The 21,559-nt window shown below is 65.8% G+C and carries 15 protein-coding genes; 8 read left to right on the top strand and 7 right to left on the bottom strand.

Features of this window, described 5'->3' with window-relative positions; genetic code table 11:
* Window positions 1–18 precede the first annotated feature (18 nt).
* From NTD88_RS08745 to NTD88_RS08725, 5 genes are all read left to right on the top strand, one after another.
* Window positions 19–1,764: a TolC family protein gene (locus NTD88_RS08745; RefSeq protein WP_262155131.1), complete on the top strand. Its 1,746-nt coding sequence runs from the start codon at window positions 19–21 to the stop codon at window positions 1,762–1,764.
* Complete coding sequence (locus NTD88_RS08740) at window positions 1,745–2,530, top strand: efflux RND transporter periplasmic adaptor subunit (protein ID WP_262155130.1); 786 nt, start codon at window positions 1,745–1,747, stop codon at window positions 2,528–2,530. The genes NTD88_RS08745 and NTD88_RS08740 overlap by 20 nt, the downstream gene beginning before the upstream one ends.
* Complete coding sequence (locus NTD88_RS08735; protein WP_262155129.1) at window positions 2,527–3,858, top strand: efflux RND transporter periplasmic adaptor subunit; 1,332 nt, start codon at window positions 2,527–2,529, stop codon at window positions 3,856–3,858. Before NTD88_RS08740 ends, NTD88_RS08735 begins: the two co-directional genes overlap by 4 nt.
* Window positions 3,855–5,975, top strand: a complete 2,121-nt coding sequence (locus NTD88_RS08730) for an HlyD family efflux transporter periplasmic adaptor subunit (protein ID WP_262155128.1) — start codon at window positions 3,855–3,857, stop codon at window positions 5,973–5,975. The genes NTD88_RS08735 and NTD88_RS08730 overlap by 4 nt, the downstream gene beginning before the upstream one ends.
* Window positions 5,976–6,165: 190 nt before the next feature.
* Entirely contained in the window at window positions 6,166–6,765 is a 600-nt protein-coding gene (locus tag NTD88_RS08725; protein ID WP_262155127.1) for a biliverdin-producing heme oxygenase, read from the top strand.
* A gap of 38 nt (window positions 6,766–6,803) precedes the next feature.
* On the opposite strand, the gene glgB is transcribed toward NTD88_RS08725, so the two are convergent.
* The 3 genes from glgB to NTD88_RS08710 are packed head-to-tail and all read right to left on the bottom strand — an operon-like array spanning window position 6,804 to window position 14,371.
* Window positions 6,804–9,017 carry a 1,4-alpha-glucan branching protein GlgB gene (glgB, locus tag NTD88_RS08720; RefSeq protein WP_095158836.1) on the bottom strand — a complete coding sequence of 738 codons (2,214 nt, stop codon included), beginning with the start codon at window positions 9,015–9,017 and terminating at the stop codon, window positions 6,804–6,806.
* Window positions 9,018–12,329, bottom strand: coding sequence for a maltose alpha-D-glucosyltransferase (gene treS, locus NTD88_RS08715; RefSeq protein ID WP_262155126.1), 3,312 nt, complete (start codon window positions 12,327–12,329; stop codon window positions 9,018–9,020).
* Window positions 12,330–12,343: 14 nt separating this feature from the next.
* The gene (locus NTD88_RS08710) at window positions 12,344–14,371 is read right to left on the bottom strand and encodes an alpha-1,4-glucan--maltose-1-phosphate maltosyltransferase (RefSeq protein ID WP_262155125.1); all 2,028 of its coding nucleotides are present in this window, start codon (window positions 14,369–14,371) and stop codon (window positions 12,344–12,346) included.
* Window positions 14,372–14,510: 139 nt separating this feature from the next.
* Between NTD88_RS08710 and NTD88_RS08705 the strand changes: the two genes are divergently transcribed.
* Window positions 14,511–14,678: a hypothetical protein gene (locus NTD88_RS08705; RefSeq protein ID WP_175649702.1), complete on the top strand. Its 168-nt coding sequence runs from the start codon at window positions 14,511–14,513 to the stop codon at window positions 14,676–14,678.
* Between the two features lie 55 nt (window positions 14,679–14,733).
* Here NTD88_RS08705 and NTD88_RS08700 read toward each other — a convergent pair whose 3' ends face one another.
* Window positions 14,734–16,068: a 2-hydroxycarboxylate transporter family protein gene (locus NTD88_RS08700; RefSeq protein WP_095158833.1), complete on the bottom strand. Its 1,335-nt coding sequence runs from the start codon at window positions 16,066–16,068 to the stop codon at window positions 14,734–14,736.
* 123 nt (window positions 16,069–16,191) lie between these two features.
* On the opposite strand from NTD88_RS08700, the gene NTD88_RS08695 reads away from it, so the two are divergent.
* Entirely contained in the window at window positions 16,192–17,103 is a 912-nt protein-coding gene (locus NTD88_RS08695) for a LysR substrate-binding domain-containing protein (protein ID WP_262127702.1), read from the top strand.
* An 82-nt stretch (window positions 17,104–17,185) separates the two neighbouring features.
* Here the strand turns inward: NTD88_RS08695 and leuD are convergent, their stop codons facing one another.
* From leuD to NTD88_RS08680, 3 genes are all read right to left on the bottom strand, one after another.
* A complete protein-coding gene (leuD, locus tag NTD88_RS08690; RefSeq protein WP_095158831.1) occupies window positions 17,186–17,794 on the bottom strand; it encodes a 3-isopropylmalate dehydratase small subunit in 609 nt (202 codons plus the stop codon).
* A gap of 1 nt (window position 17,795) precedes the next feature.
* Window positions 17,796–19,217, bottom strand: a complete 1,422-nt coding sequence (leuC, locus tag NTD88_RS08685; RefSeq protein WP_262155124.1) for a 3-isopropylmalate dehydratase large subunit — start codon at window positions 19,215–19,217, stop codon at window positions 17,796–17,798.
* Window positions 19,218–19,377: 160 nt separating this feature from the next.
* Window positions 19,378–20,151, bottom strand: coding sequence for an AraC family transcriptional regulator (locus NTD88_RS08680; protein WP_410017019.1), 774 nt, complete (start codon window positions 20,149–20,151; stop codon window positions 19,378–19,380).
* 166 nt (window positions 20,152–20,317) lie between these two features.
* Here NTD88_RS08680 and NTD88_RS08675 point away from each other — a divergent pair, with 166 nt between their 5' ends.
* On the top strand, window positions 20,318–21,535 hold the full coding sequence (locus NTD88_RS08675) for an MFS transporter (protein WP_262127706.1): 1,218 nt from the start codon (window positions 20,318–20,320) through the stop codon (window positions 21,533–21,535).
* The last annotated feature ends 24 nt before the right edge of the window (window positions 21,536–21,559 follow it).

Raw genomic sequence — 21,559 nt, 5'->3', positions numbered from 1 at the left:
AATTGCCCAATGTTGGGAATGATTCCTATCCTCGCCAGCGCCAAGCCGACCGCCCGCCGCTGGTTCGCCGCTTACCATTCGTTCAAGGGAAATAACGTGATCAAGAAGCAACTGCCCGGCTCGCCGAAACGGCTGCCGCTGAACCTCGCCGTCGGCTTCATGGCCATGGGCCTGAGCGCATGCGCCATCACCCCCGAACCACTGACCCTCGACCAGCAACTGGCCCAGGCCAGCGCCGACCGCAGCCAGATGTTCGACAACCAGGAACCGGTGACCCAGGCCATCGACCTCGACCAGGCCATGGCCCGCGCGGTCAAGTACAACCTGCAACAGCGGCTGGGCCTGATGGAGCGCGCCCTGGAAGACAACCTGCTGGAGCAGAGCAGCTACGACATGCTGCCCAAGCTGGCCGCCCGCGCCGGCTGGCGTGGCCGCGACAACACCCTGGCCTCCTCCAGCGAATCGATCCGCACCGGCAACCAGTCGCTGGAACCGTCCACCAGCCAGGACCGCTCGGTGCGTAGCGCCGACTTGCAGATGTCGTGGAACGTGCTGGACTTCGGCATCGGCTATTTCGGCGCCAAGGCCCAGGCCAACAAGGTGCTGGCCGCCGAGGAACGCCGGCGCCGGGTGATCGCCGACATCATCCAGCAAGTGCGCAGCGCCTACTGGGAAGCCGCCACCGCCCAGCGCCTGCAACCGCAAGTGCAGCGCGCCCTGACCGACGCCCGCCAGGCGCTGGAACAGGCCCGGCAGACCGAACGCCAGCGCCTGCTCGCGCCGGTGGACGCCCTGCGTTACCAGAAAGGCCTGCTGGAAATGGTGCGCCAACTGGAAACCGTCGACGGCGAACTGGCCACCGCCAAGGCGCGCCTGGCCGGCTTGATGAACCTGCCGCCGGCGACCCGCTTCGACGTCGTGGTGCCCAGCGATCAACAGCTCCAGGCACCGAACCTGGCCTACCGCCTCGACGACCTGGAAGCCATGGCCATGGTCCGCCGCCCGGAAGTCCGCGAGGAAAGCTACCAGGCGCGCAACGCCGTGCTGGAAACCCGCGCCGCGCTGCTGCGCCTGCTGCCGGGGGCCTCGCTGTTCGTCGGCGGCAACTACGACAGCAACAGCTACACCACCAACAACCACTGGGCCGACGCTGGCGTGCAAGTGAGCTGGAACCTGTTCAACGTGCTTGCCTACCCAGCCATCAGCCGCACCGGCGAAGCCCGTGAAGCACTGGGCGAAATGCGCCGCCAGGCCATGCGCATGGCGGTGCTGACCCAGGTCAACGTGGCCTGGCAGCAATACCATCAGGCCACCCAGTTATTCGAGCGCTCCAACGAGCTGCAACGGATCCAGAACGGCATCCTGCTGCAGACCGAAAACGCCGTGCGCAGCGACGCCCAGACCGTGCTGGAACAGGTGCGCACCAGCACCGAGACGGTCCTCGCCCTGCGCAGCCGCGACCGCAGCTTCGCCCAGTTGCAAACCGCCTACGGCGCCATCTACCAGGCCGCCGGCCTCGACCCGCTGCCGGAGCGTCTGGCCGGTGACAGCGTCGCCGAACTGGCCCGCGCCATCGGCCAGAAAAGCGCGGCGCTGGCCCAAGGCACGATCCAGGCACCGCTGATGATGCGCTACGCCGTGAGCAGCACCGACTACGTCACCCCGCAACGGCTGCAGCCAGTGAAACTGGACCTGTGGAGCAGCGTCGGTTCGTTGCAGGGCACCGAAGTGGTCGAGGTCAGCCATGCACCGGCCCGCCGCTGAAACCTGGCTGCTGGCGCTGCTGCTCGGCAGCGCCACGGTCCTGGCCGAGGAGCCCGCGCCGTTGCAGGCGCCAGCGACCAGTGCGATGAACGCGCCGGACCTGCGGGTCCAGCTCAGCGCCAGCCAGCGCACGGTGATTTCCAGCGAACTGGCGGGCAAGATCACCGAGCTGAAGGTCAAGGAAGGCGACAGCTTCCGCAAGGGCGACCGTCTGGTCGCCTTCGACTGCGCCATTCACCGCGCGCGCCTGGGTCACTCCGGCGCCGCCCAGGAAGCGGCGAACAAAAAGCTCGGCGTGGCGAAGAAGCTCGACCAGTTGCAGTCCATCAGCGTCTCCGACCTCAGCCAGGCCCAGGCCGAACTGAGCATGGCGCGGGCGCAGAACGGCGTGAACCAGGTGATGGTGCAGCATTGCAGCATCGCCGCGCCGTTCTCCGGGCGGGTCGCCGAACGCAAGGTGCAACCGGGGGAATACGTCGCCGAAGGCAAGGAGCTGCTGGCGCTGTATGACGACAGCGCCTTCGAGGTGGAATTGATCGTGCCGTCGCGCTGGATGGCCTGGCTCAAGCCGGGCTACCGCTTCAACGTGCACCTGGAAGAAACCGGCGGCGACTACGAGGCCAGGGTCGAACGCCTGGGCTCGGTGATCGACCCGCTGAGCCAGACCCTCAAGGTCTTCGGCCGCCTCGACGCGCAACCCGGTCAATTGCTGCCCGGCATGAGCGGTACCGCGCGCATCGATCCGCCAGCGGCGCCGCCAACATGAGCGCCGCCCTGCCGACGCCGGCACTGGCCGGCCTGGTCCAGCTCGAACGCCAGGTCCGCGCCGCCGAAGACATGGCGGCGCTGGGCTTCGTCATGGTCAACGACAGCCGGCGCCTGCTGCCCTATCGCCAAGCCATGCTCTGGGACGCCCGCGAGCAGCGCCTGCTGAGCCTGTCCGGGCTGGCCACGGTGGAAGCCGACGCGCCGTTCAATCACTGGCTCGCCAGCCATTGCCGCACCTGGCAACAGCAACACCCGGGGCCGAAACTGGCGCAGTTCAATGCCAGCCAACTGGGCAGCGCCGATCAGGCGCAATGGGCCGAATACCTGCCGTCGTGGCTGGTCTGGCTGCCGCTGGCGGACCGTCACGGTCACGTGCTCGGCGCCCTGCTGCTGGCCCGCGACCAGCCGCTGGACGGCAACGACGCCACGCTGCTGCCGCTGATGCAGGATGCGTTCGGCCACGCCTGGGCCAGCCTGCAACCGGCGCGCCCGCGTCCGTTGCAGCGCTTGCGCCGTGATCGTCGTTGGTGGCTAGGCGGGGCCGGCGCGCTGCTGCTGATCCTGCTCCTGCCGATCCGCCAGGCCGCCCTCGCCCCGGCGGAAATCGTCGCCCTGCAACCGAGCGTGCTGCGCGCACCGCTGCAAGGTGTGGTGGAGCGCCTGTTGGTCGAACCGAACCAGGCCGTGCAGGCCGGGCAGCCGCTGATCCAGCTCGATGCCCGTGAACTGCAAAGCCGCCTGGAAGCCTCGCGCCAAGCCCTGGCGATCGCCGACGGCGAGTTCCGTCAGGCCCAGCAACAAGCCCTCAGCGACGCCCGCAGCAAGGCCGGGCTGGCGGTGCTGCAAGGCCGCCGCGAACAGGCCATGGCCGAGGTGCGCTTTCTCGAACAAAGCCTTGAACGCACGCGGATCCTCGCCCCGCACGACGGCGTCGCGCTGTTCGACGACCCCGCGCAATGGCAGGGCCGCCCGGTGTCGCTGGGCGAGCAGATCCTGCAGGTGGCGGACCCGGCGCACACCCAACTGGAGATCCAGTTGCCGGTCAATGACGCCATCGAATTGCAAAGCGGTGCCGAGGTGCTGCTGTTCCTCAACACCGACCCGGCGGCGCCGTTGCAAGGCAGCCTCAAGCGCCTGGGCTACCGCGCCACGGCCACCGCCGAGGGCGGCATGGCCTATCGGCTGAAGGCCGCGTTCAACGAGGCCGACCCGCGAATCCGCATCGGCCTCAAAGGCACGGCCAAGGTCTATGGCGAACGCACCACGCTGTTCACCTACCTGTTGCGCCGACCGCTGGCGACCCTGCGCATCTGGTTTGCCCTGTGACCGCCGCCAGCGCCAGCCTCGGCGAACTGCGCGAAGAATTGCGCCTGCACCCCGGCCCGCGTGATGCCAGCGGCGCGCCCGGCTGGACCCTCGAAGACCCGGCCAGCGGACAGTTCTTCCGCCTTGGCTGGGCCGAACTGGAGATCCTCAAGCGCTGGAGCCTCGGCTGCGCGCAACGCATCGCCGAGCAGGTCAGCGCCAGCACCACCCTGGAACTGGACGCCCAGGACGTCGAACGCCTGCGCGCCTTCCTGCGCCACAACCACCTGCTGCAATGCCGCGACGACGAAGACCGCGGACGCCTGCTGGAGGCCCTGCACAACCGCAAGACCGGCTGGGCACGCTGGCTGCTGAAAAACTACCTGTTCGTGCGCGTGCCGTTGTTGCGCCCGGATGCCTTTCTGCAACGCACGCTGCCCTGGGTCGCGCCGTTCTTCAGCCGCACTTTCCTGCTGCTGACCGTCGCCGCCGGCCTGCTCGGCCTGGCCCTGGTGCTCCGCCAGTGGGACACCTTCACCCACACCTTCCTGCACTTCTTCACTTTCCAGGGCGCGGCACTGGCCGGGTTGACCCTGATCCTCGCCAAGGTGCTCCACGAGTTGGGCCACGCCTACACCTGCAAGCGCCACGGCGCGCGGGTGGCAACCATGGGCGTGGCCCTGCTGGTGATGTGGCCGGTGCTCTACACCGACACTTCCGGCGCCTGGCGTCTGGCCCGGCGTCGCCAGCGACTGGCCATCGGCGCCGCCGGCATGGCCGCGGAACTGGCCCTGGCCTGCTGGGCCACGCTGCTCTGGAGTTTCCTGCAGGACGGCATGCTGCGCAGCGCCGTGTTCACCCTGGCCAGCACCACCTGGATCCTCACCCTGGCGGTCAACCTCAGCCCGTTCATGCGCTTCGACGGCTACTTCCTGTTGTCCGACCTGCTCGGCGTGCCCAACCTGCAACAACGCGCCTTCGCCCTGACCCGCTGGCGCCTGCGCGAAGTGCTGTTCGGTTTCGGCGATGCGCCACCGGAGTTTTTTTCCGCGGGCATGCGGCGGGTGCTGATCGGTTACTCCATCGGCACCTGGATCTACCGGTTCTTCCTGTTCCTGGGCATCGCCCTGCTGGTCTATCACTTCGCCTTCAAGCTGCTCGGCCTGCTGCTGTTCGCCGTCGAGATCGGCTATTTCATCCTGCTGCCACTGGTCAACGAAGCGCGCCAGTGGTTCGCCCGCCGCAAGGACTACCGCATGAACCGCAACAGTCTGATCAGCCTGTCCGCCTGCCTGTTGGCGCTGGTGCTGCTGTGCCTGCCATGGCGCAGCAGCGTCGAAGCGCCGGCGCTGCTCAAGGCCGCGCAGCAGAGCAGTCTGTACACGCCCGTGGCCGGGCGACTGGCGCAGGTGCTGGTACAGGCCGGCGACCGGGTTCAGGCCGGGCAGCCACTGTTCATGCTCGATGCCCCGGACCTGCGGCATGAACTGGACAGCGTCGAACGGCGCATCCTGATCCTGCAATGGCAGACCAGCTTCCAGTTGCTCGACCGCGAAAGCGCCGCCGGACTGGGAGTGGTACGCCAGGAACTGACTGCCGCGCAACAGCGCCAGCAGGTATTGCGCCAGCAATGGCAGGAACTCACCGTGCGCGCGGCCTTCGCCGGCGAGGTTCGCGAAGTGGCCGAGCCGCTGGCGGTCGGCGAATGGCTGCCCGCGGGGCAATGGCTGGGCACGCTGGTGGGGGGGACTGGCCAGCAGGTCGAAGCGTTTGTCGAAGAGCATGACCTGCACCGTCTGCCTGCGGACAGCCGCGGCTGGTTCTACCCCGAGACCTTCAGCCGTGCCGCGCGGCCGGTGCAACTCGAACACCTGGCGCAGACCGCCAGCCGCCGCCTCGGCTCGGCGCCGGAACTCGCCTCACCCTACCAGGGCAGCATCGCCGCCAGCCTCGACGGCAACGAACCGCCCAAGCCCGAACAAGCGCTGTACCGGGCGACGTTGCGGGTGAGCGGTGATGCACCGGAGAACGCCATGGTTCTGCGGGGCACGGTGGTGTTGGAGGGAGAGCGGCAGAGTTTGTTGTGGCGGGGGGTGAATAACCTGGTGGCGGTGGTGATTCGGGAGTCGGCGTTCTGATTTTTCAGTTTGGGGTGTCATGTGCGAATCGCGAGCAAGCTCGCTCCTACAGGGGCGCGGCTCAATCCACTGTAGGAGCGAGCTTGCTCGCGATGCAGCGACCTTAAGCGATCTTAATAGAGCCACGATTGTCCCCCTCCCACCCCGCTGCGCATCATTCCCGGCACAGTCACCTTCGATGGAATGCCCGATGAATGCTCCCGCCGTTTCCGCCCCATCCCCCAGCCGTTGCAAGCGCTTGAAAGCCGCCAGCAGCAGCGACCACGACAGCGTTGACGCACTGGTCATGGCTGCGCAACCGTTCGCCAACCGCGAGCGTTACGCGCTGTTCCTGCAACTGCAACACCGTTTCCACGGCAGCCTGCTGGGGCTGTACCGCGACAGCGATCTGAACGCGCAACTGCCCGGCCTGGAACTGCTGTCGCGGTTCGCGGCAGTGGAGTCGGACCTGCGTGACCTCGGTCTGAAAACGCCCGCCGCGCCGGCGTTGGTGAAACTGGCGCACCCGGCTGAAGCCCTGGGCTGGCTGTATTGCAGTGAAGGCTCAAACCTGGGTGCGGCGTTTCTGTTCAAGGAAACCCAGCGCCTGGGCCTGGACGGCGAGCAAGGCGCCCGCCACCTGGCCGCCCACCCGGACGGCCGCGCGCCGCACTGGCGGCAGTTCGTGGCGCTGGTGGATGCGCTGGAGCTGAGTAGCGAGGAAGAGGCTCATGCGGTGAAAGGTGCGATCAATGCGTTCGATGCCTATCGCGGGCATTTGCGGGCGGTGTTTGGCCAAAACCCTGCCTAGAAAGAAAGCGGGACCGCAAGAGCGGTCCCGCAACGCGGTCAAGCCGGCCGCAAAATCAGCACCGCCAACGGCGGCAAGTTCAACGCCAGCGAAATCGGCTGACCATGACTCGGCAGCGCCTGCCCGACCACCGCGCCTTCGTTGCCGTAGTTGGTGCCGGCATAACGCTGCGAATCACTATTGAACACTTCGTCCCAGCGCTCGCCGAACGGCACACCGATGCGGTAGCCCTCGCGGGGAATCGGGGTGAAGTTGGCAACCACCAGCAACGGTTCGCCACTGGCGCTCCAGCGCAGCCAGGCATAGACGCTGTTATGCGCATCATCGCCAATCAGCCACTGGAAACCCTGCGGCACGCAGTCCTGCTGGTGCAGGGCCGGCTCTTCGCGGTACAGGCGGTTGAGGTCGCCGACCAGGCGCTGCACCCCAAGGTGCTCGCTGTACTGCAGCAGATACCAGTCCAGTTCGCTGTCGTGGTTCCACTCGCGCCACTGGCCGAACTCGCAGCCCATGAACAGCAGTTTCTTGCCCGGATGGCACCACATGAACGCCAGGTAGGCGCGCAGGTTGGCGAATTTCTGCCAGCGGTCACCGGGCATCTTGTCGATCAGCGAGTGCTTGCCGTGCACCACTTCGTCGTGGGAGATCGGCAGGATGAAATGCTCGGAATAGGCATAGATCAGGCCGAAGCTCATTTCGTTGTGGTGGTGCTGGCGATGGATCGGGTCGTTCTGGATGTAGTGCAGCGTGTCGTGCATCCAGCCCATGTTCCATTTGTAGGAGAAGCCCAGCCCGCCCTGTTGCACCGGCTGGCTGACGCCGGGCCAGGCGGTGGATTCCTCGGCGATGACCAGCGCGCCCGGCACTTCGACCGCGACCACCTCGTTGAGGTGACGGAGGAAGTCGATGGCTTCGAGGTTCTCGCGCCCGCCGTGGCGGTTCGGCACCCATTCGCCGGCCTTGCGCGAGTAGTCGCGGTAGAGCATCGAGGCCACCGCATCGACCCGCAGCCCATCGATGTGGAATTCCCGTAGCCAGTGCAGCGCCGAAGCCAGCATGAAGCCGTGCACTTCGGTGCGGCCGAGGTTGTAGATCAGGGTGTCCCAGTCCTGGTGGAAGCCTTCCAGCGGGTTTTCGTATTCGTACAGCGCGGTGCCGTCGAAGCGGCTCAGGCCATGGCTGTCGGTGGGGAAATGCGCCGGCACCCAGTCGAGGATCACGCCAATGCTGGCCTGGTGGCAGGCATCGATGAACGCGGCGAAATCCTCCGCCGTGCCGTAACGCGCCGTGGGCGCGAACATCGACAGCGGCTGATAGCCCCACGAGCCACCGAACGGGTGCTCCATGATCGGCATCAGTTCGATATGGGTGAAACCCAGTTCCTGGATGTAGGGCACCAGGCGCTCGGCCAGTTCGCGCCAGTTGTAGAAGCGGGTGACTTCGCCGGCCTCATCCAGCTCGCACTGCCAGGAGCCGGCATGCAGTTCGTAGATCGACAACGGCGCGTTGCTGCGCTGGCGCGCTTCTCGCGCTTGCAGCCATTGTTGGTCGCGCCATTCGTGCCGCAGCGGCCCGGCCACTTTCGAGGCGGTGCTCGGCGGCAGTTCGGTGGCCCGCGCCAAAGGGTCGGCCTTGAGCGGCAGCACACCGTCCTGGCCGAGCACTTCGTATTTGTAGGTTTCACCAGCGCCCAGGCGCGGAATGAACAGCTCCCAGACCCCGCTGGCATGGCGCAGGCGCATCGGATGGCGCCGGCCGTCCCAGTTGTTGAAGGCGCCCACCACCGAGACGCGGCGGGCGTTCGGCGCCCACACCGAGAAGCGCACGCCATGCACGCCATCGACCTCGATCGGCTGCGCGCCGAGGCGGTTGGCGAGGTCGCGGTGGTTGCCCTCGCTGAACAGGTAGAGGTCCATGTCGCCCAGTTGCGGGCCAAAGTTGTAAGGGTCTTCGGTGACCTGCTCGCCCCCGGCCCAGTTGATGCGCCAGAGGTAATCGCCGGGCGGCTGGGTGAAGTGTGCGATGAACAGTCCTGGCACGCTTCCCTGCTCCAGCTCGGCGAGTTCCGCGCCATCGCCACGGCCCAGCGCATGCACGCTCAAGGCATCCGGCAAATAGGCGCGTAACCAGGTGCCTCCTGCACCATCGCCGTGCGCGCCGAGCACCGAAAAAGGATCGCTGTGCCGGGCATTCACCAGGTCATCGACATCGGTACGGCTCAGCCCGCCATGTTCCCGCTTGTGCACGCTCATCTACTGCTCTCCCCAGGTACTGACAAGCCCGTGCAGACCATGCAAGGGCACGGCCAACCAGCTCGGGCGGTTTTCGGCTTCATAGGCAATTTCGTAGGCAGCCTTCTCCAGGCTGAACAGTTCCAGCGCCGCCTGCTCGCCGCCGTCTCGCGCCCAGGCATGGGGAAGACTGGCGGTGGCCAGGCCATAGGCCTGGATAAAGGCGTGGCGTGACTGGTGCAGGTAGCGGCGGGTGATCCGTTGCCGCGCCTGCAGGTTGTCGGGCAGCGCACCGGCTCCCGCCGCGCCGCGCAGCGCCATCGCAGCAGCATAGTCGAAGGAACGCAGCACACCGCTGACGTCCTTGTACGGACTGTGCCGGGCCCGGCGCTCGTCCAGCGGCCGGGCCGGCTCGCCCTCGAAGTCGATCAGGTAGGCATCGCCCTGCACCACCAGCACCTGGCCCAGGTGGAGGTCACCGTGCACGCGCATCACCAGGCCGCCTTCGGCCTGCTCGGCGAGTTGCCCGACTTCGCGCAGCAGGCTTTCGCGCTGCTGTTCGAGATCGGCGACCAGCGCCTGGCTTTCCTCGTCGAGCTGGTCGCGGTGCTGCACCAGCAGGTCCAGCGCGGTACGCAGTTGCTCGGCGATCTGCTCGCCCCAACGCTGGCTGTCCTGGCCATTGCTGACGCGGGTCTGAAATGCCGGGTCGTCGCTGGGCAACGCCAGGGCCTGGTGCATTTCGCCCAGGCGCTGGCCGAGCAACGCGGCGAAACCGGTGAGGTCTTCCAGCGCGTCGGCGTGGCCGTCGCCGCGCAGTTGCGGGGCGTCCATGTCATCGCGCACGGCGCGTTCGAGGTTGTTCTGGGTCCAGTCCCAAGCATCGCCCTGGTTGCTCAGGTAACCTTGGGCAATCGCCAACAGGTGCGGTTCGCCGGCCTCATCGACGCGGCTCAACCAGCCCAGCAATGGCGAGATATTGGCGAAGCCGGCGGCGGTCAGGTAGGCGCCCATTTCCAGTTCCGGGTGGATACCGCCGTTGACCCGGCGAATCAGCTTGAGCACCAGCTTGCCGCCGACCACCACCGAGCTGTTGGACTGCTCCGCCGACAGGTAGCGCACCTCGGCGTCGTCGCCCAGGCCCAGCGCCGCCAGTTGTGGGGTGGATTCGAAGTGCAGCTCGCCGTCGCTACCGGCCAGCCGGGTGTGCTGGGCGAAACCGTCGAGCAGGCCGCGAACGAAGGTTTCCAGGCTGAAACCGTCGGTGATAAAGCCGACCTGACGACCACGGCGCACCCGCGCCAGCGCCAGTTGCTGCGGCAAGGCGCTGTGAATCTGCTCCTCGCCGACCAGACCGAACGGCAGGAAGTAGCGGCGCCGCTGGCCATCGCTGTCCACTTCGATCTCGCTGAGCAGCACCGGGCTGGTGGGCGAGCCGAACCGCACGCCGTAGGCGATGTGCACCTGTTCGATGGCCGCGTCCTTGCCGGCGAACCAGCGCCGCTTGGGCAGGTACTGCGGCAGGATGGTCTGCTCCAGGGTTTCGCGGGCCGGGGCGTCGAGCAGTTCCTCCATGCGCTTTTTCAGCACCAGGGTGGTGAACTCCGGCAGCGGCTGTGCGGCTTCGACGTGCCAACTGGGCATGTTGTCCTTCGGCGCCAGCAGGAACCAATAGAACCCGTACGGCGCCAGGGTCAGCATGAACGGCAAGTGACCGATCGGCGGGAAGGCACAGCCGCCGAGCATTTCCACCGGCACACGGTCGACCCACGGCGCCAGGTCCAGCTCCACCGCTTGCGCCGCGCGGGACACGTTGGCCACGCACAGCACGGTTTCGCTGACGCCATCGGGCCCGGTGAATTCACGCAGGTAGGCGAGGATGCGGCGGTTGTTCGGCGCGAGCATTTTCAAGGTGCCGCGACCGAAGGCCTTCTGCTGCTTGCGCACCGCCAGCAGGCGACGGTTCCAGTTCAGCAGCGAGTGCGGGTCTTCGATCTGCGACTCGACGTTGATGGTCTGGTAGCCGTACTGCGGGTCCATGATCGGCGGCAAGACCAGCCGCGCCGGGTCGGCGCGGGAGAAACCGCCGTTGCGGTCCAGCGACCACTGCATCGGCGTGCGCACGCCGTCGCGGTCGCCGAGGTAAATGTTGTCGCCCATACCGATTTCATCGCCGTAGTACAGGGTCGGCGTGCCCGGCATCGACAGCAGCAGGCTGGTCAGCAGCTCGACGCGGCGGCGGTCGCGCTGCATCAGCGGCGCCAGGCGCCGGCGGATGCCGAGGTTGATCCGCGCCCGGCGGTCGGCCGCGTAGTAGTTCCACAGGTAGTCGCGCTCACGGTCGGTGACCATTTCCAGGGTCAGTTCATCGTGGTTGCGCAGGAAGATCGCCCACTGGCAGTTCTCCGGGATTTCCGGGGTCTGGCGCAGGATATCGGTGATCGGGAAGCGGTCTTCCTGGGCCAGCGCCATGTACATGCGCGGCATCAGCGGGAAGTGGAAGGCCATGTGGCATTCGTCGCCCTTGCCTTCGCCGAAATACAACTGGGTGTCTTCCGGCCACTGGTTGGCCTCGGCGAGGAGCATGCGGTCAGGGTAATTGGCGTCGATTTCGGCGCGGATCTGCTTCAGGACCTGGTGGGTTTCCGGCAGGTTCTCGTTGTTGGTGCCGTCGCGCTCGATCAGGTACGGGATGGCATCCAGGCGCAGGCCGTCGACACCGAGGTCGAGCCAGAAGCGCATCACGTCGATCACCGCCTTCATCACCTGCGGGTTGTCGAAGTTCAGGTCCGGCTGGTGCGAGTAGAAGCGGTGCCAAAAGTACTGACCGGCGACCGGGTCCCAGGTCCAGTTGGACTTTTCCGTGTCGAGGAAGATGATCCGCGTGCCGTCGTATTTCTGGTCGCTGTCGGACCACACATAGAAATCCCGCGCCTTGGAACCGCGCTTGGCGTGGCGGGCACGCTGGAACCACGGGTGCTGGTCGGAGGTGTGATTGATGACCAGCTCGGTGATCACCCGCAAGTTGCGCTTGTGCGCTTCGGCGATGAAGCGGCGCACGTCGGCCAGGGTGCCGTAGTCGCTGTGCACCGCCTTGTAGGCCGCGATGTCGTAGCCGTCATCGCGCCGCGGCGACGGGTAGAACGGCAGCAGCCAGAGGGTGTTCACCCCCAGGTCGGCGATGTAGTCGAGCTTGGCCAGCAGGCCGGGAAAATCGCCGATGCCGTCGTTGTTGGAGTCGAAGAAGGATTTGATGTGGATCTGGTAGATGATCGCGTCCTTGTACCAGAGGGGATCATCAATGAAGGCCGCGGGACGGTTTTTTCTCGCCATGGTCGATTCCCTTTCTAGTTCGCTTTGTCCAGACGCCAGATACCGAACGGCAGGTGCCAGGGCTCGATACGCATCCACTGGGTTTTGCCGTACCAGTTCCAGCGGTGGCCGGTCATCAGGTCTTCGCCGCGGGTGGTGGCGTTGTCATCCAGCCCCAGTTCCCACAGCGGCAGTTCGAAGTGCGCTTCCTGGGCGTTGTGCGGGTCAAGGCTGACCGCCACCAGAATGAAGCCCTCGCCATCGGGATCGGGCTTGCCGAAATAGACGATGTTGTCGTTCCAGGCGTTGAAGAAGCGCACGCCCAGATGGCTCTGCAACGCCGGCTGCTGGCGGCGGATGCGGTTGAGCTGGGCGATCTCGGCAATGATGTTGCCGGGCTGGGTGAAGTCGCGCGGGCGGATCTCGTATTTCTCCGAGTCCTGGTATTCCTCCTTGCCGGGGATCGGCGCCGCTTCGCAGAGTTCGAAGCCCGAGTACATGCCCCACACGCCCGAGCCCATGGTCGCCAGGGCCGCGCGGATGAGGAAGCCGGCGCGCCCGCTGGTGTGCAGGAAGAACGGGTTGATGTCCGGGGTGTTGACGAAGAAGTTCGGCCGGTAGCACAGCGACCACGGCGGCTGGTCGAGGGTCTGGAAATATTCCTCGATCTCGGCCTTGGTGTTGCGCCAGGTGAAGTAGGTGTAGCTCTGGCTGAAACCGACCTTGCCCAGCCGCGCCATCATCCCCGGCTTGGTGAAGGCCTCGGCGAGGAAAATCACCTCCGGGTGACGGCCGCGAATATCGGCGATCAGCCATTGCCAGAACGGCAGCGGCTTGGTGTGCGGGTTGTCGACGCGAAACTGCTTCACGCCCTCTTCCGCCCAGCCCAGCACCACGTCGCGCAGCGCCAGCCACAGCGAGGGGATGGCGTCGGGCGCATAGAAATCGACGTTGACGATGTCCTGGTACTTCTTCGGCGGGTTTTCCGCATAACGAATGCTGCCGTCCGGGCGCCAGGAGAACCAGCCGGGATGCTCCTTGAGCCAGGGGTGGTCCTGGGAGCACTGGATGGCGAAGTCGAGGGCGATTTCCAGGCCGTGCTCGGCGGCGGCGGCCACCAGCCGACGGAAATCCTCGCGGCTGCCCAGTTGCGGGTGGATGGCGTCGTGGCCGCCGTCGGCGCTGCCGATGGCATAGGGACTGCCGGGATCATCCGGCGCGGCCTGCAGGGCATTGTTGCGGCCCTTGCGAAATTGCGTGCCGATGGGATGGATGGGCGGGAAATACAGCACGTCGAAGCCCATGTCGCGGATCATCGGCAGGCGTTCGTGCACGTCATTGAAGGTGCCGTGGCGCTGCGGATCGTCGGTGATCGAGCGCGGGAACAGCTCGTACCAACTGGCGAACACCGCCCGCTCGCGCTCCACTTCCAGCGGAAATTCCGGGCTGCGGCTGAGGTAGCTGCGCGGCTCGGCCTGGGCCATCAAGACCCGGGTGGCGGCCGCCATCAGCAACTCCACCTGGGCCTGGGCCGGCAGCCCCTTACGCAGGCGCTTGGCGAGAGTGAGCAGTTGCTCGCGCAGCGGGCCGGCGCTGCGTTCGGCGCCGTGCTCCAGATGCAGGCGGCCCTCCTTCAATTCCAGGGCGATATCGACGCCGGCGCTGAATTTCTTCTCCAGGTCGTGGCAATAGGTGGCGTAGCCATCGATCCACGCTTCGATCAGGAACAGGTGCCGGCCCACCTCGTTGACGCTGAACGCCGCCTGCCAGCGGTCGTTGCCCAGCGCCACCATCGGAATGCTGTGCCAGCGCCGGCTACGGGCCTGGCGCCAGTTGAGGGTGACCGCGAGCACGTCATGGCCATCGGCGAACACCGAGCTGTTGACCGTCACCGTCTTGCCCACTTCGGTCTTGACCGGAAACAGCCCGGCGTCGAGCACCGGACTGGTGTTCTCGATCACCACGCGGGGCAGCAACAGGGCCTGGGACAGGCTCAGGGGTTCGTCGGCGGGGCTGTCGCCACCGGCCATTCGCTCGGTTTCGAAAGGCTCATTGCGGGTCATCGAACATCGCTCCGTTACGGCTGGCGGTAATGGTTCAGAGCAATGGCTGGCGCGGGGGTTCAATAAAAAGTGAGCGATGCCGGGAGCGCGGGGTCGAAGCCTTGAACGCCGCAATCAACGTCCATTCGAGGTAAGGCCAATGAATATCCCTATCCCGGCAGAAACGCCCGATCCGAATATCGACGACCCGAACCTGCCACCACCGGATCCGGTGCAGGAGCCAGAAGGCGTGCCGGTCAAGCCGACCGTTCCGCCTACCGTAGGTGACCCGCCCAATGAAGAGCCTCCGGTGAAAGGCCAAGCATAGACGGCTTGCCGCGCCGTGCCCGGGGATTTTCCCGGGCGTTGGCGCGGCCTTGGGCTCAGTGAAACAGGCCGAGCAGCAAGGTGGCGAGAATCACCGTCGAAGCGCCGCCGATCCGCGTGGAAATCTGCGCGAACGGCATCAGTGACATGCGGCTGGAGGCCGACAGGATCGCCACGTCTCCGGTGCCGCCCAGCCCGCTGTGGCAGCAGGTGACGATGGCGGACTCGATGGGGAACATCTTCAGCAGGTTACCGATCAGGAAACCCGCCAGGGTCATGGCGATCACCACCGACGCGCAGACCACCACATAACCCAGCGAGAACACCTTGACCACGCTGTCCAGCGGCACATACAGCATGCCGAGGCCGATCATCACCGGCCAGATGAACGCCGTGGACACCAGTTTGTAGAACGACTTGCTGCCTTCCTCCAGCCGAGCCGGCAGCACTTGCAGGTATTTGAACAGCACCGCCACCAGAATCATCATCACCGGCCCGGGAATGTGCACCACCTTCTCCAGCAGGCCGCCGAGGACGAAGAACGCGCAAATCACCAGCACGCCCGCGCCCATGTAGCGGAAGTCGATGCCCTGACTCTTGTCTTCCTGCTCGCGGAAGCGGTCGTTCTCTTCTTTCGCGCGGATCAACATGCCGTCGCCGTTCAGTTCCGGCCGGCGCAGGGCCAGCCGGGCCAGCACGCCGGCGCAGATGATCGCGACAATATTGCCCACCACTGCCGCCGGGACCAGTTGCGCCACGTACTGGTCGGGGCTGCCGCCGAGAATCGCCGAATAGGCCAGCGACAACGGCAGGATGCCTTCGCCGATCCCGCCACCAATGATCGGCACGATGATGAAGAAGAAGGTGTGATAGACGCTGTAGCCAAACAGCGAACCCACCAACAGGCCGGCGCCCACCGCAGCCAGGGTGCCCACCAGCAGCGGCACGAACATACGCACCATGCCTTGCACCAGGATGAAGCGGTTCATGCCGAGGATGCTGCCCACCACCAGGCTGGCGATGACGAAATAGAGGAAGTTGGCGTCCTTCATCAGCATCTTGGTGGCGTCGATGGTGGTGCTGCCGAAGAAGCCGTAGAACACCAGCACCGACGGCAGCATCAGGCACAGGATCGCCCCGCCGCCGATTTCCTTGAGGATCGGCAGGCGCTGACCGATCTGGCCGAAGAACATGCCCATGGTCATGATCACTGCCAGGCCGCCGATCATGGTTTTCGGCAGCAGGCCAAGGTGCGCGGAGAGAAACACGGTCAGGGCGATGCCGAGGAAATATGGCAGCGGGATCACGCCGATTTCATAACGCAGCAGTCGGCGCAACGGAGAGGTGGCGGTGTCGGCAGGCGCCACCGCGGAATCGGAAACCAGGCTCATGGTCGGTCCTCTGTTTGTTGTTGTAGGAGGAGTGGCGACGCTGCCGAATCCGCGGCTCGGAGCGTCGATAAAGGAATGCTATCCTTCGCGTTTAGTGGAATAAACGTGCAAACCATAAGAGCCATGAACACACATCGTATCGAATCGCCGTTACCCGAAGACCTCCGTGTGTTCCTCACGGTGATCCGCAAATCCAGCTTCGCCGGCGCCGCCGACGAGTTGGGCCAATCTCCGGCCTATGTCAGCAAGCGCATTCGCATCCTCGAAGAAACCCTCGGCACCCGCCTGCTGCACCGCACCACTCGCCGCATCGCCCTGACCGAAGCCGGCGAGCGCACCCAGCGCTGGGCGATCCGTATTCTCGATGACCTGGACGATTTCGTCGGCGAACTGACCGAAGCGCGCAAGGCGCCGCGGGGCATGCTGCATATCTGCAGCAGCTTCGGTTTCGGTCGCAACCACGTGGCCCCGGCGATTGCCGGGCTCAGCTCCGCCTACCCCGACCTGGAAGTGCGCCTGGACGTGTTCGACCGGGTAGTGGACATCGTCGCCGAGGGCTTCGACCTGGAAATCCGCGTCGGCGACGACATCCCCGGCCAGCACATCAGCCGCAAGCTGGTGAGCAACCGCCGGGTGCTCTGCGCCACCCCGGAATACCTCGCCGCCCGCGGCACGCCGAAGACCCTCAAAGACCTCGACGACCACGACTGCCTGGTGCTCAAGGAGCGCAACAACCCGTTCGGCGTCTGGCACCTGGAGAGTGGCGGGCGGGAAGAATCGGTGCGGGTCAGCGGACCGCTGTCGTCGAACAACGGCGAGATCGTCCTGCAATGGGCGCTGGGCGGCAAAGGCATACTGCTGCGCTCGCTGTGGGATGTGCGACCGCTGCTGGAACAAGGGAAGTTGGTGCAGGTGCTGCACGACTACACCCAGAGCGCCAACGTCTGGGCGGTGTACCCGACACGGCTATCGGACTCGGCGAAATTGCGGGTGTGCGTGGAGTTTCTGGAGCGGTATCTGCGGGATCAGCCGTGAGTGCCGGGTCGATATAGAAGCATCGCGAGCAAGCTCGCTCCTACAGTAGGAGCGAGCTTGCTCGCGATTAGCACCGAACCGCTCACGCCAGCCAGGGATTGGCCCGCAAATGCGCCGCTTCGAAATCCCGAATCTGCGCCGTGCGCTGCAAGGTGCTGCCAATCGCGTCCAGCCCCAGCACCAGCGATTCCTTGCGCAACGGGTCGATGTCGAAACCGATGGTCTGCCCGTTGCGCAGGCGGATTTCCTGGGCCGGCAGGTCTACGCAGATCTCCGCGTCCCCCGCGCCTCCGACGATTGCGCCGATCTCCTGCACCTGCTCTTCCGGTAACTGGATCAGCAATACGCCGTTGCGCTGGCAGTTATCGAAGAAAATCCCGGCAAAACTACTGCCGATCAGCGCCCGAATCCCGAGCTGCTTGAGCCCCCACACCGCATGTTCACGGCTTGATCCACAGCCAAAGTTCGGCCCCACCACCAGGAACCGCGACCACTGCCAGGGCGCCTGATTCAGCACGAATGCCGGGTCGGGCTGGCCGTCAGGGAGAAAGCGCAGGTCGAAGAACACGCCACGGTCCAGCCCGGCCCGGTCGATGCCTTTGAGGAACTGCTTGGGCATGATCACGTCGGTGTCGACGTTGGCGGCGAGCAAAGGCGCGGCGGTGCCGCAGACGCTATCAAAAGGTTGCATGTCAGGCCTCCAGGGCGAAGTGGCGAACGTCGGTCAGGTAGCCGCTGACTGCGGCGGCGGCGACCATGGCCGGACTCATCAGGTGGGTACGCGCCCCGGCACCCTGGCGGCCCTCGAAATTGCGGTTGGTGCTGGAGGCGCAGCGGTCGCCGGCGGCCAGCACGTCGTCGTTCATCGCCAGGCACATGGAACAGCCGGACTGCCGCCACTCGAACCCGGCCTCGCGGAACACCTGCGCCAGGCCCTCGGCTTCCGCCTGGTCGCGGACCAGGGTCGAACCGGGCACGATCATCGCCCGCACCGTGGTCGCGACCTTGCGCCCGCGCACCACCCGCGCGGCGTCGCGCAGGTCCTCGATCCGCGCATTGGTGCACGAGCCGATAAAGGCGTGGCTGATGGCGATCTCGTTCAACTGGGTGCCGGGCTCAAGGCCCATGTAGCGCAGCGCGCGTTGCAGGTCCTGGCGGCGGATCAGGTCGCTTTCCAGGTTCGGGTCCGGCACGCGCTCGCCGATGGGCGCCGCCTGGTCCGGGCTGGTGCCCCAGGTGACCATCGGTTCGAGTGCCGCGGCATCCAGTTCGACCTCGCGGTCGAACACCGCGCCGGGGTCGCTGTACAGCGCGCGCCAACGCGCCACCGCCTGCTCCCACAACAGGCCTCGCGGGGCACGGGGTTTGTCCTTGAGGTAGGCGAACACCTTTTCGTCCGGCGCCATGAAAGCACCGCGCGCGCCCGCCTCCACCGCCATGTTGCAGATGGTCATGCGCGCTTCGACGCTCAGCGCGTCAATCGTCGGCCCGGCGAATTCGATAGCGTAGCCGGTGGCCCCGGCGGCGCCGATGCGGCGGATCAGGGCCATGATGATGTCCTTGGACGTAACCCCCAGCCCCAGCGCGCCGCGCACGGTGACACGCAGGGTTTTCAGGCGCTTGTAGACCAGGGTCTGGGTGGCCAGCAGGTGTTCGATTTCCGACGTGCCGATGCCGAAGCCAAACGCCCCCAGCGCGCCGTAGGTGGTGGTGTGACTGTCGCCGGCCGCGACCACCATGCCCGGCAGGATGAAGCCCTGTTCCGGCGCCACCACATGCTCGATGCCCTGGCGCTTGTCCAGCACATCGAACAGCTCGATGCCGAAGTCCCGACAGTTCTCCTCGAAATACGACACCTGCCGCGCCCCGCCGGCATCCGGCATCGCCGCGCTGCGCTGCGGCGTGGTCGGGTTGACATGGTCGACCACGCACAGCGTCGCCGAAGGCCGCCACACCGAGCGCCCCGCCTCACGCAAGCCGCTGAACGCCTGCGGGCTGGTGTACTCGTTGGCCACCTGGCGGTCGATGTAGAGCAGCACATGGCCGTGGTCGTCGAGGGCGCAGACAGTGTGGGAATCGATGTGCTTGTCGTAGAGGGTTCTCGGGCGGTTCATGGCAGGTCTCGCGAGTGATTGTTATGCGTGTCCGCGGACACGGTGCGCGGCCCCGCGTGAAGGGCCGGCCTGCCAAGAGGATCATTCAATGCGAATAAGGCATCAATGTGGCGGATGGAATATCAGGATTCACGAAATGTGCGCAATCGGCGCCGCATTCCTAACGAAAAAACTGACTCGGCGTCCGTCCGAAATGCTTCCTGAACATCGCCGTGAACGCACTCGGGCTGTCGTAGCCCAACTCCCCCGCCACATCGATGATCTTCTCGCCCACCGCGATACGTTCCAGCGCCAGCAGCAGCCGCGCCTGCTGGCGCCATTGGCCGAAGGTCATGCCGGTGTCTTTGCGGAACAGGCGCTGGATGGTTTTTTCGTCGAGGCCCAGGTGCGCGCTCCAGTCCGCCAGGGTGGAGCTGTCGCCGGGGTTGCGCCGCAGCGCCGCGCAGACCGCGCACAAGCGCGGGTCGCGGGGTTGCGGCAGGTTCAGCGGCAAGGTCGGCAGGATTTCCAGTTCGTCGAGGATCAGGCGCATCACCCGCGCCTCGCGGGAGTCCGGCGCGTGCGGGTGACGCATGGCCACCGAGACTTTGATCAGTTCGCTGAGCAGCGTGGAAATGCTCACCGCGCAGGTCTCGGCGGGCAAGTCGAGCTGCTCGCCAGGCTGGACGAACACGCTGCGCATCTTCACCGCGCCGACACAGCGAATCGAGTGCTCCTGCCCCTTGGGCATCCAGATCCCGCGGCTCGGCGGCACGGTCCACTGGTTCAGGGCCGAGTGCACTACCATCACGCCTTCGATGGCGTAGATCAGTTGGTGCTTCTCGTGGGAATGCGGCGGGATCCACCAGTTTTCCGGGTAGTCGGTGGCGCTGCTGCTGACCATCCAGTCGGCCTGGTCGATGGCACGGAGAAATTCATCCAGTGGTCTGATCATTTTGCCCTTTTCTCGACAGTCGTCTCCCGAATCGCGTGAGACAGGCATTCGTCCGGCGCCTAGCATAGCCCTCGCTTCACTCGATCCTGAACCCCCGTGAGCGCATTTCTTCGCCGGCCGCAGTGCCGACAGCGAATGCGCCGCGCCTTGCCTCGGAAGGTCCAGCATGTCCACCAGTAGTACCGCGTCATCCTTCTCCACCGCGTCGGTCGCGAGCCAGGCCAGCCCCTTGGTCATGCGCGTGATTGGCGCCTGCGCCCTGGCCCACTTGATCAATGACCTGATCCAGGCGGTGCTGCCGTCGATCTACCCGATCCTCAAGGCCAACTACGGCCTGAGCTTCACCCAGATCGGCCTGATCACCCTGACCTTCCAGCTCACCGCCTCGCTATTGCAGCCTTGGGTCGGCTACCACACCGACCGTCATCCCAAGCCCTGGCTGCTGCCGACCGGCTCGATCTGCACGCTGATCGGCATTCTGTTGCTGGCCTTCGTCGGCAGTTTCGAGTCGATCCTGATCGCCTCGGCGCTGGTTGGCATCGGCTCGTCGACCTTCCACCCGGAAGCCTCGCGTATCGCCCGGCTGGCTTCGGGCGGTCGCTATGGCCTGGCGCAATCGACCTTCCAGGTCGGCGGCAATGCCGGCAGCGCCTTCGGCCCGCTGCTGGCGGCGGCGATCATCATTCCCTATGGCCAGGGCCACACCGCCTGGTTCGGCCTGTTCGCGCTGTTTGCCATCGGCGTGCTCTACGGCCTGAGCCGCTGGTATCGCCAGCACCTGACGCTGTTCAAGCTGAAGGCCGGCAGCCAGGCCACCCACGGCCTGTCGAAAGGCCGGGTGACCTTCGCCCTGGTGGTCCTGGCGCTGCTGGTGTTCTCCAAGTACTTCTACATGACCAGCTTCACCAGCTATTTCACCTTCTACCTGATCGAGAAGTTCGACCTGTCGGTGGCCAGCTCGCAGCTCTACCTGTTCCTGTTCCTGGGCGCGGTCGCGGCCGGCACCTTCTTCGGCGGACCGATCGGCGATCGTATCGGTCGCAAGGCGGTGATCTGGTTCTCGATCCTCGGCGCCGCGCCGTTCACCCTGGCGCTGCCTTACGTGGACCTGTTCTGGACCAGCGTGCTGAGCGTGGTGATCGGCTTCATCATGGCTTCGGCATTCTCGGCCATCGTGGTGTATGCGCAGGAGCTGGTGCCGGGCAATGTGGGGATGATCGCGGGAATCTTCTTTGGCCTGATGTTCGGTTTTGGCGGGATCGGCGCGGCGTTGCTGGGGTATCTGGCGGATATCCACGGCATCAATGAGGTGTACACGCTGTGTTCGTACCTGCCGTTGCTGGGGATCCTGACGATTCTGCTGCCGTCGACCAAAGGCGTGTGAAGCTCAGGGCCTCATCGTTGCGAT

It is taken from the genome of Pseudomonas sp. 20P_3.2_Bac5, from assembly GCF_025466035.1.
Taxonomy (GTDB): Bacteria; Pseudomonadota; Gammaproteobacteria; order Pseudomonadales; family Pseudomonadaceae; genus Aquipseudomonas.
Note: the sequence above shows the minus strand (reverse complement) of the source record. Positions and strands in the feature narration are given on the sequence as shown.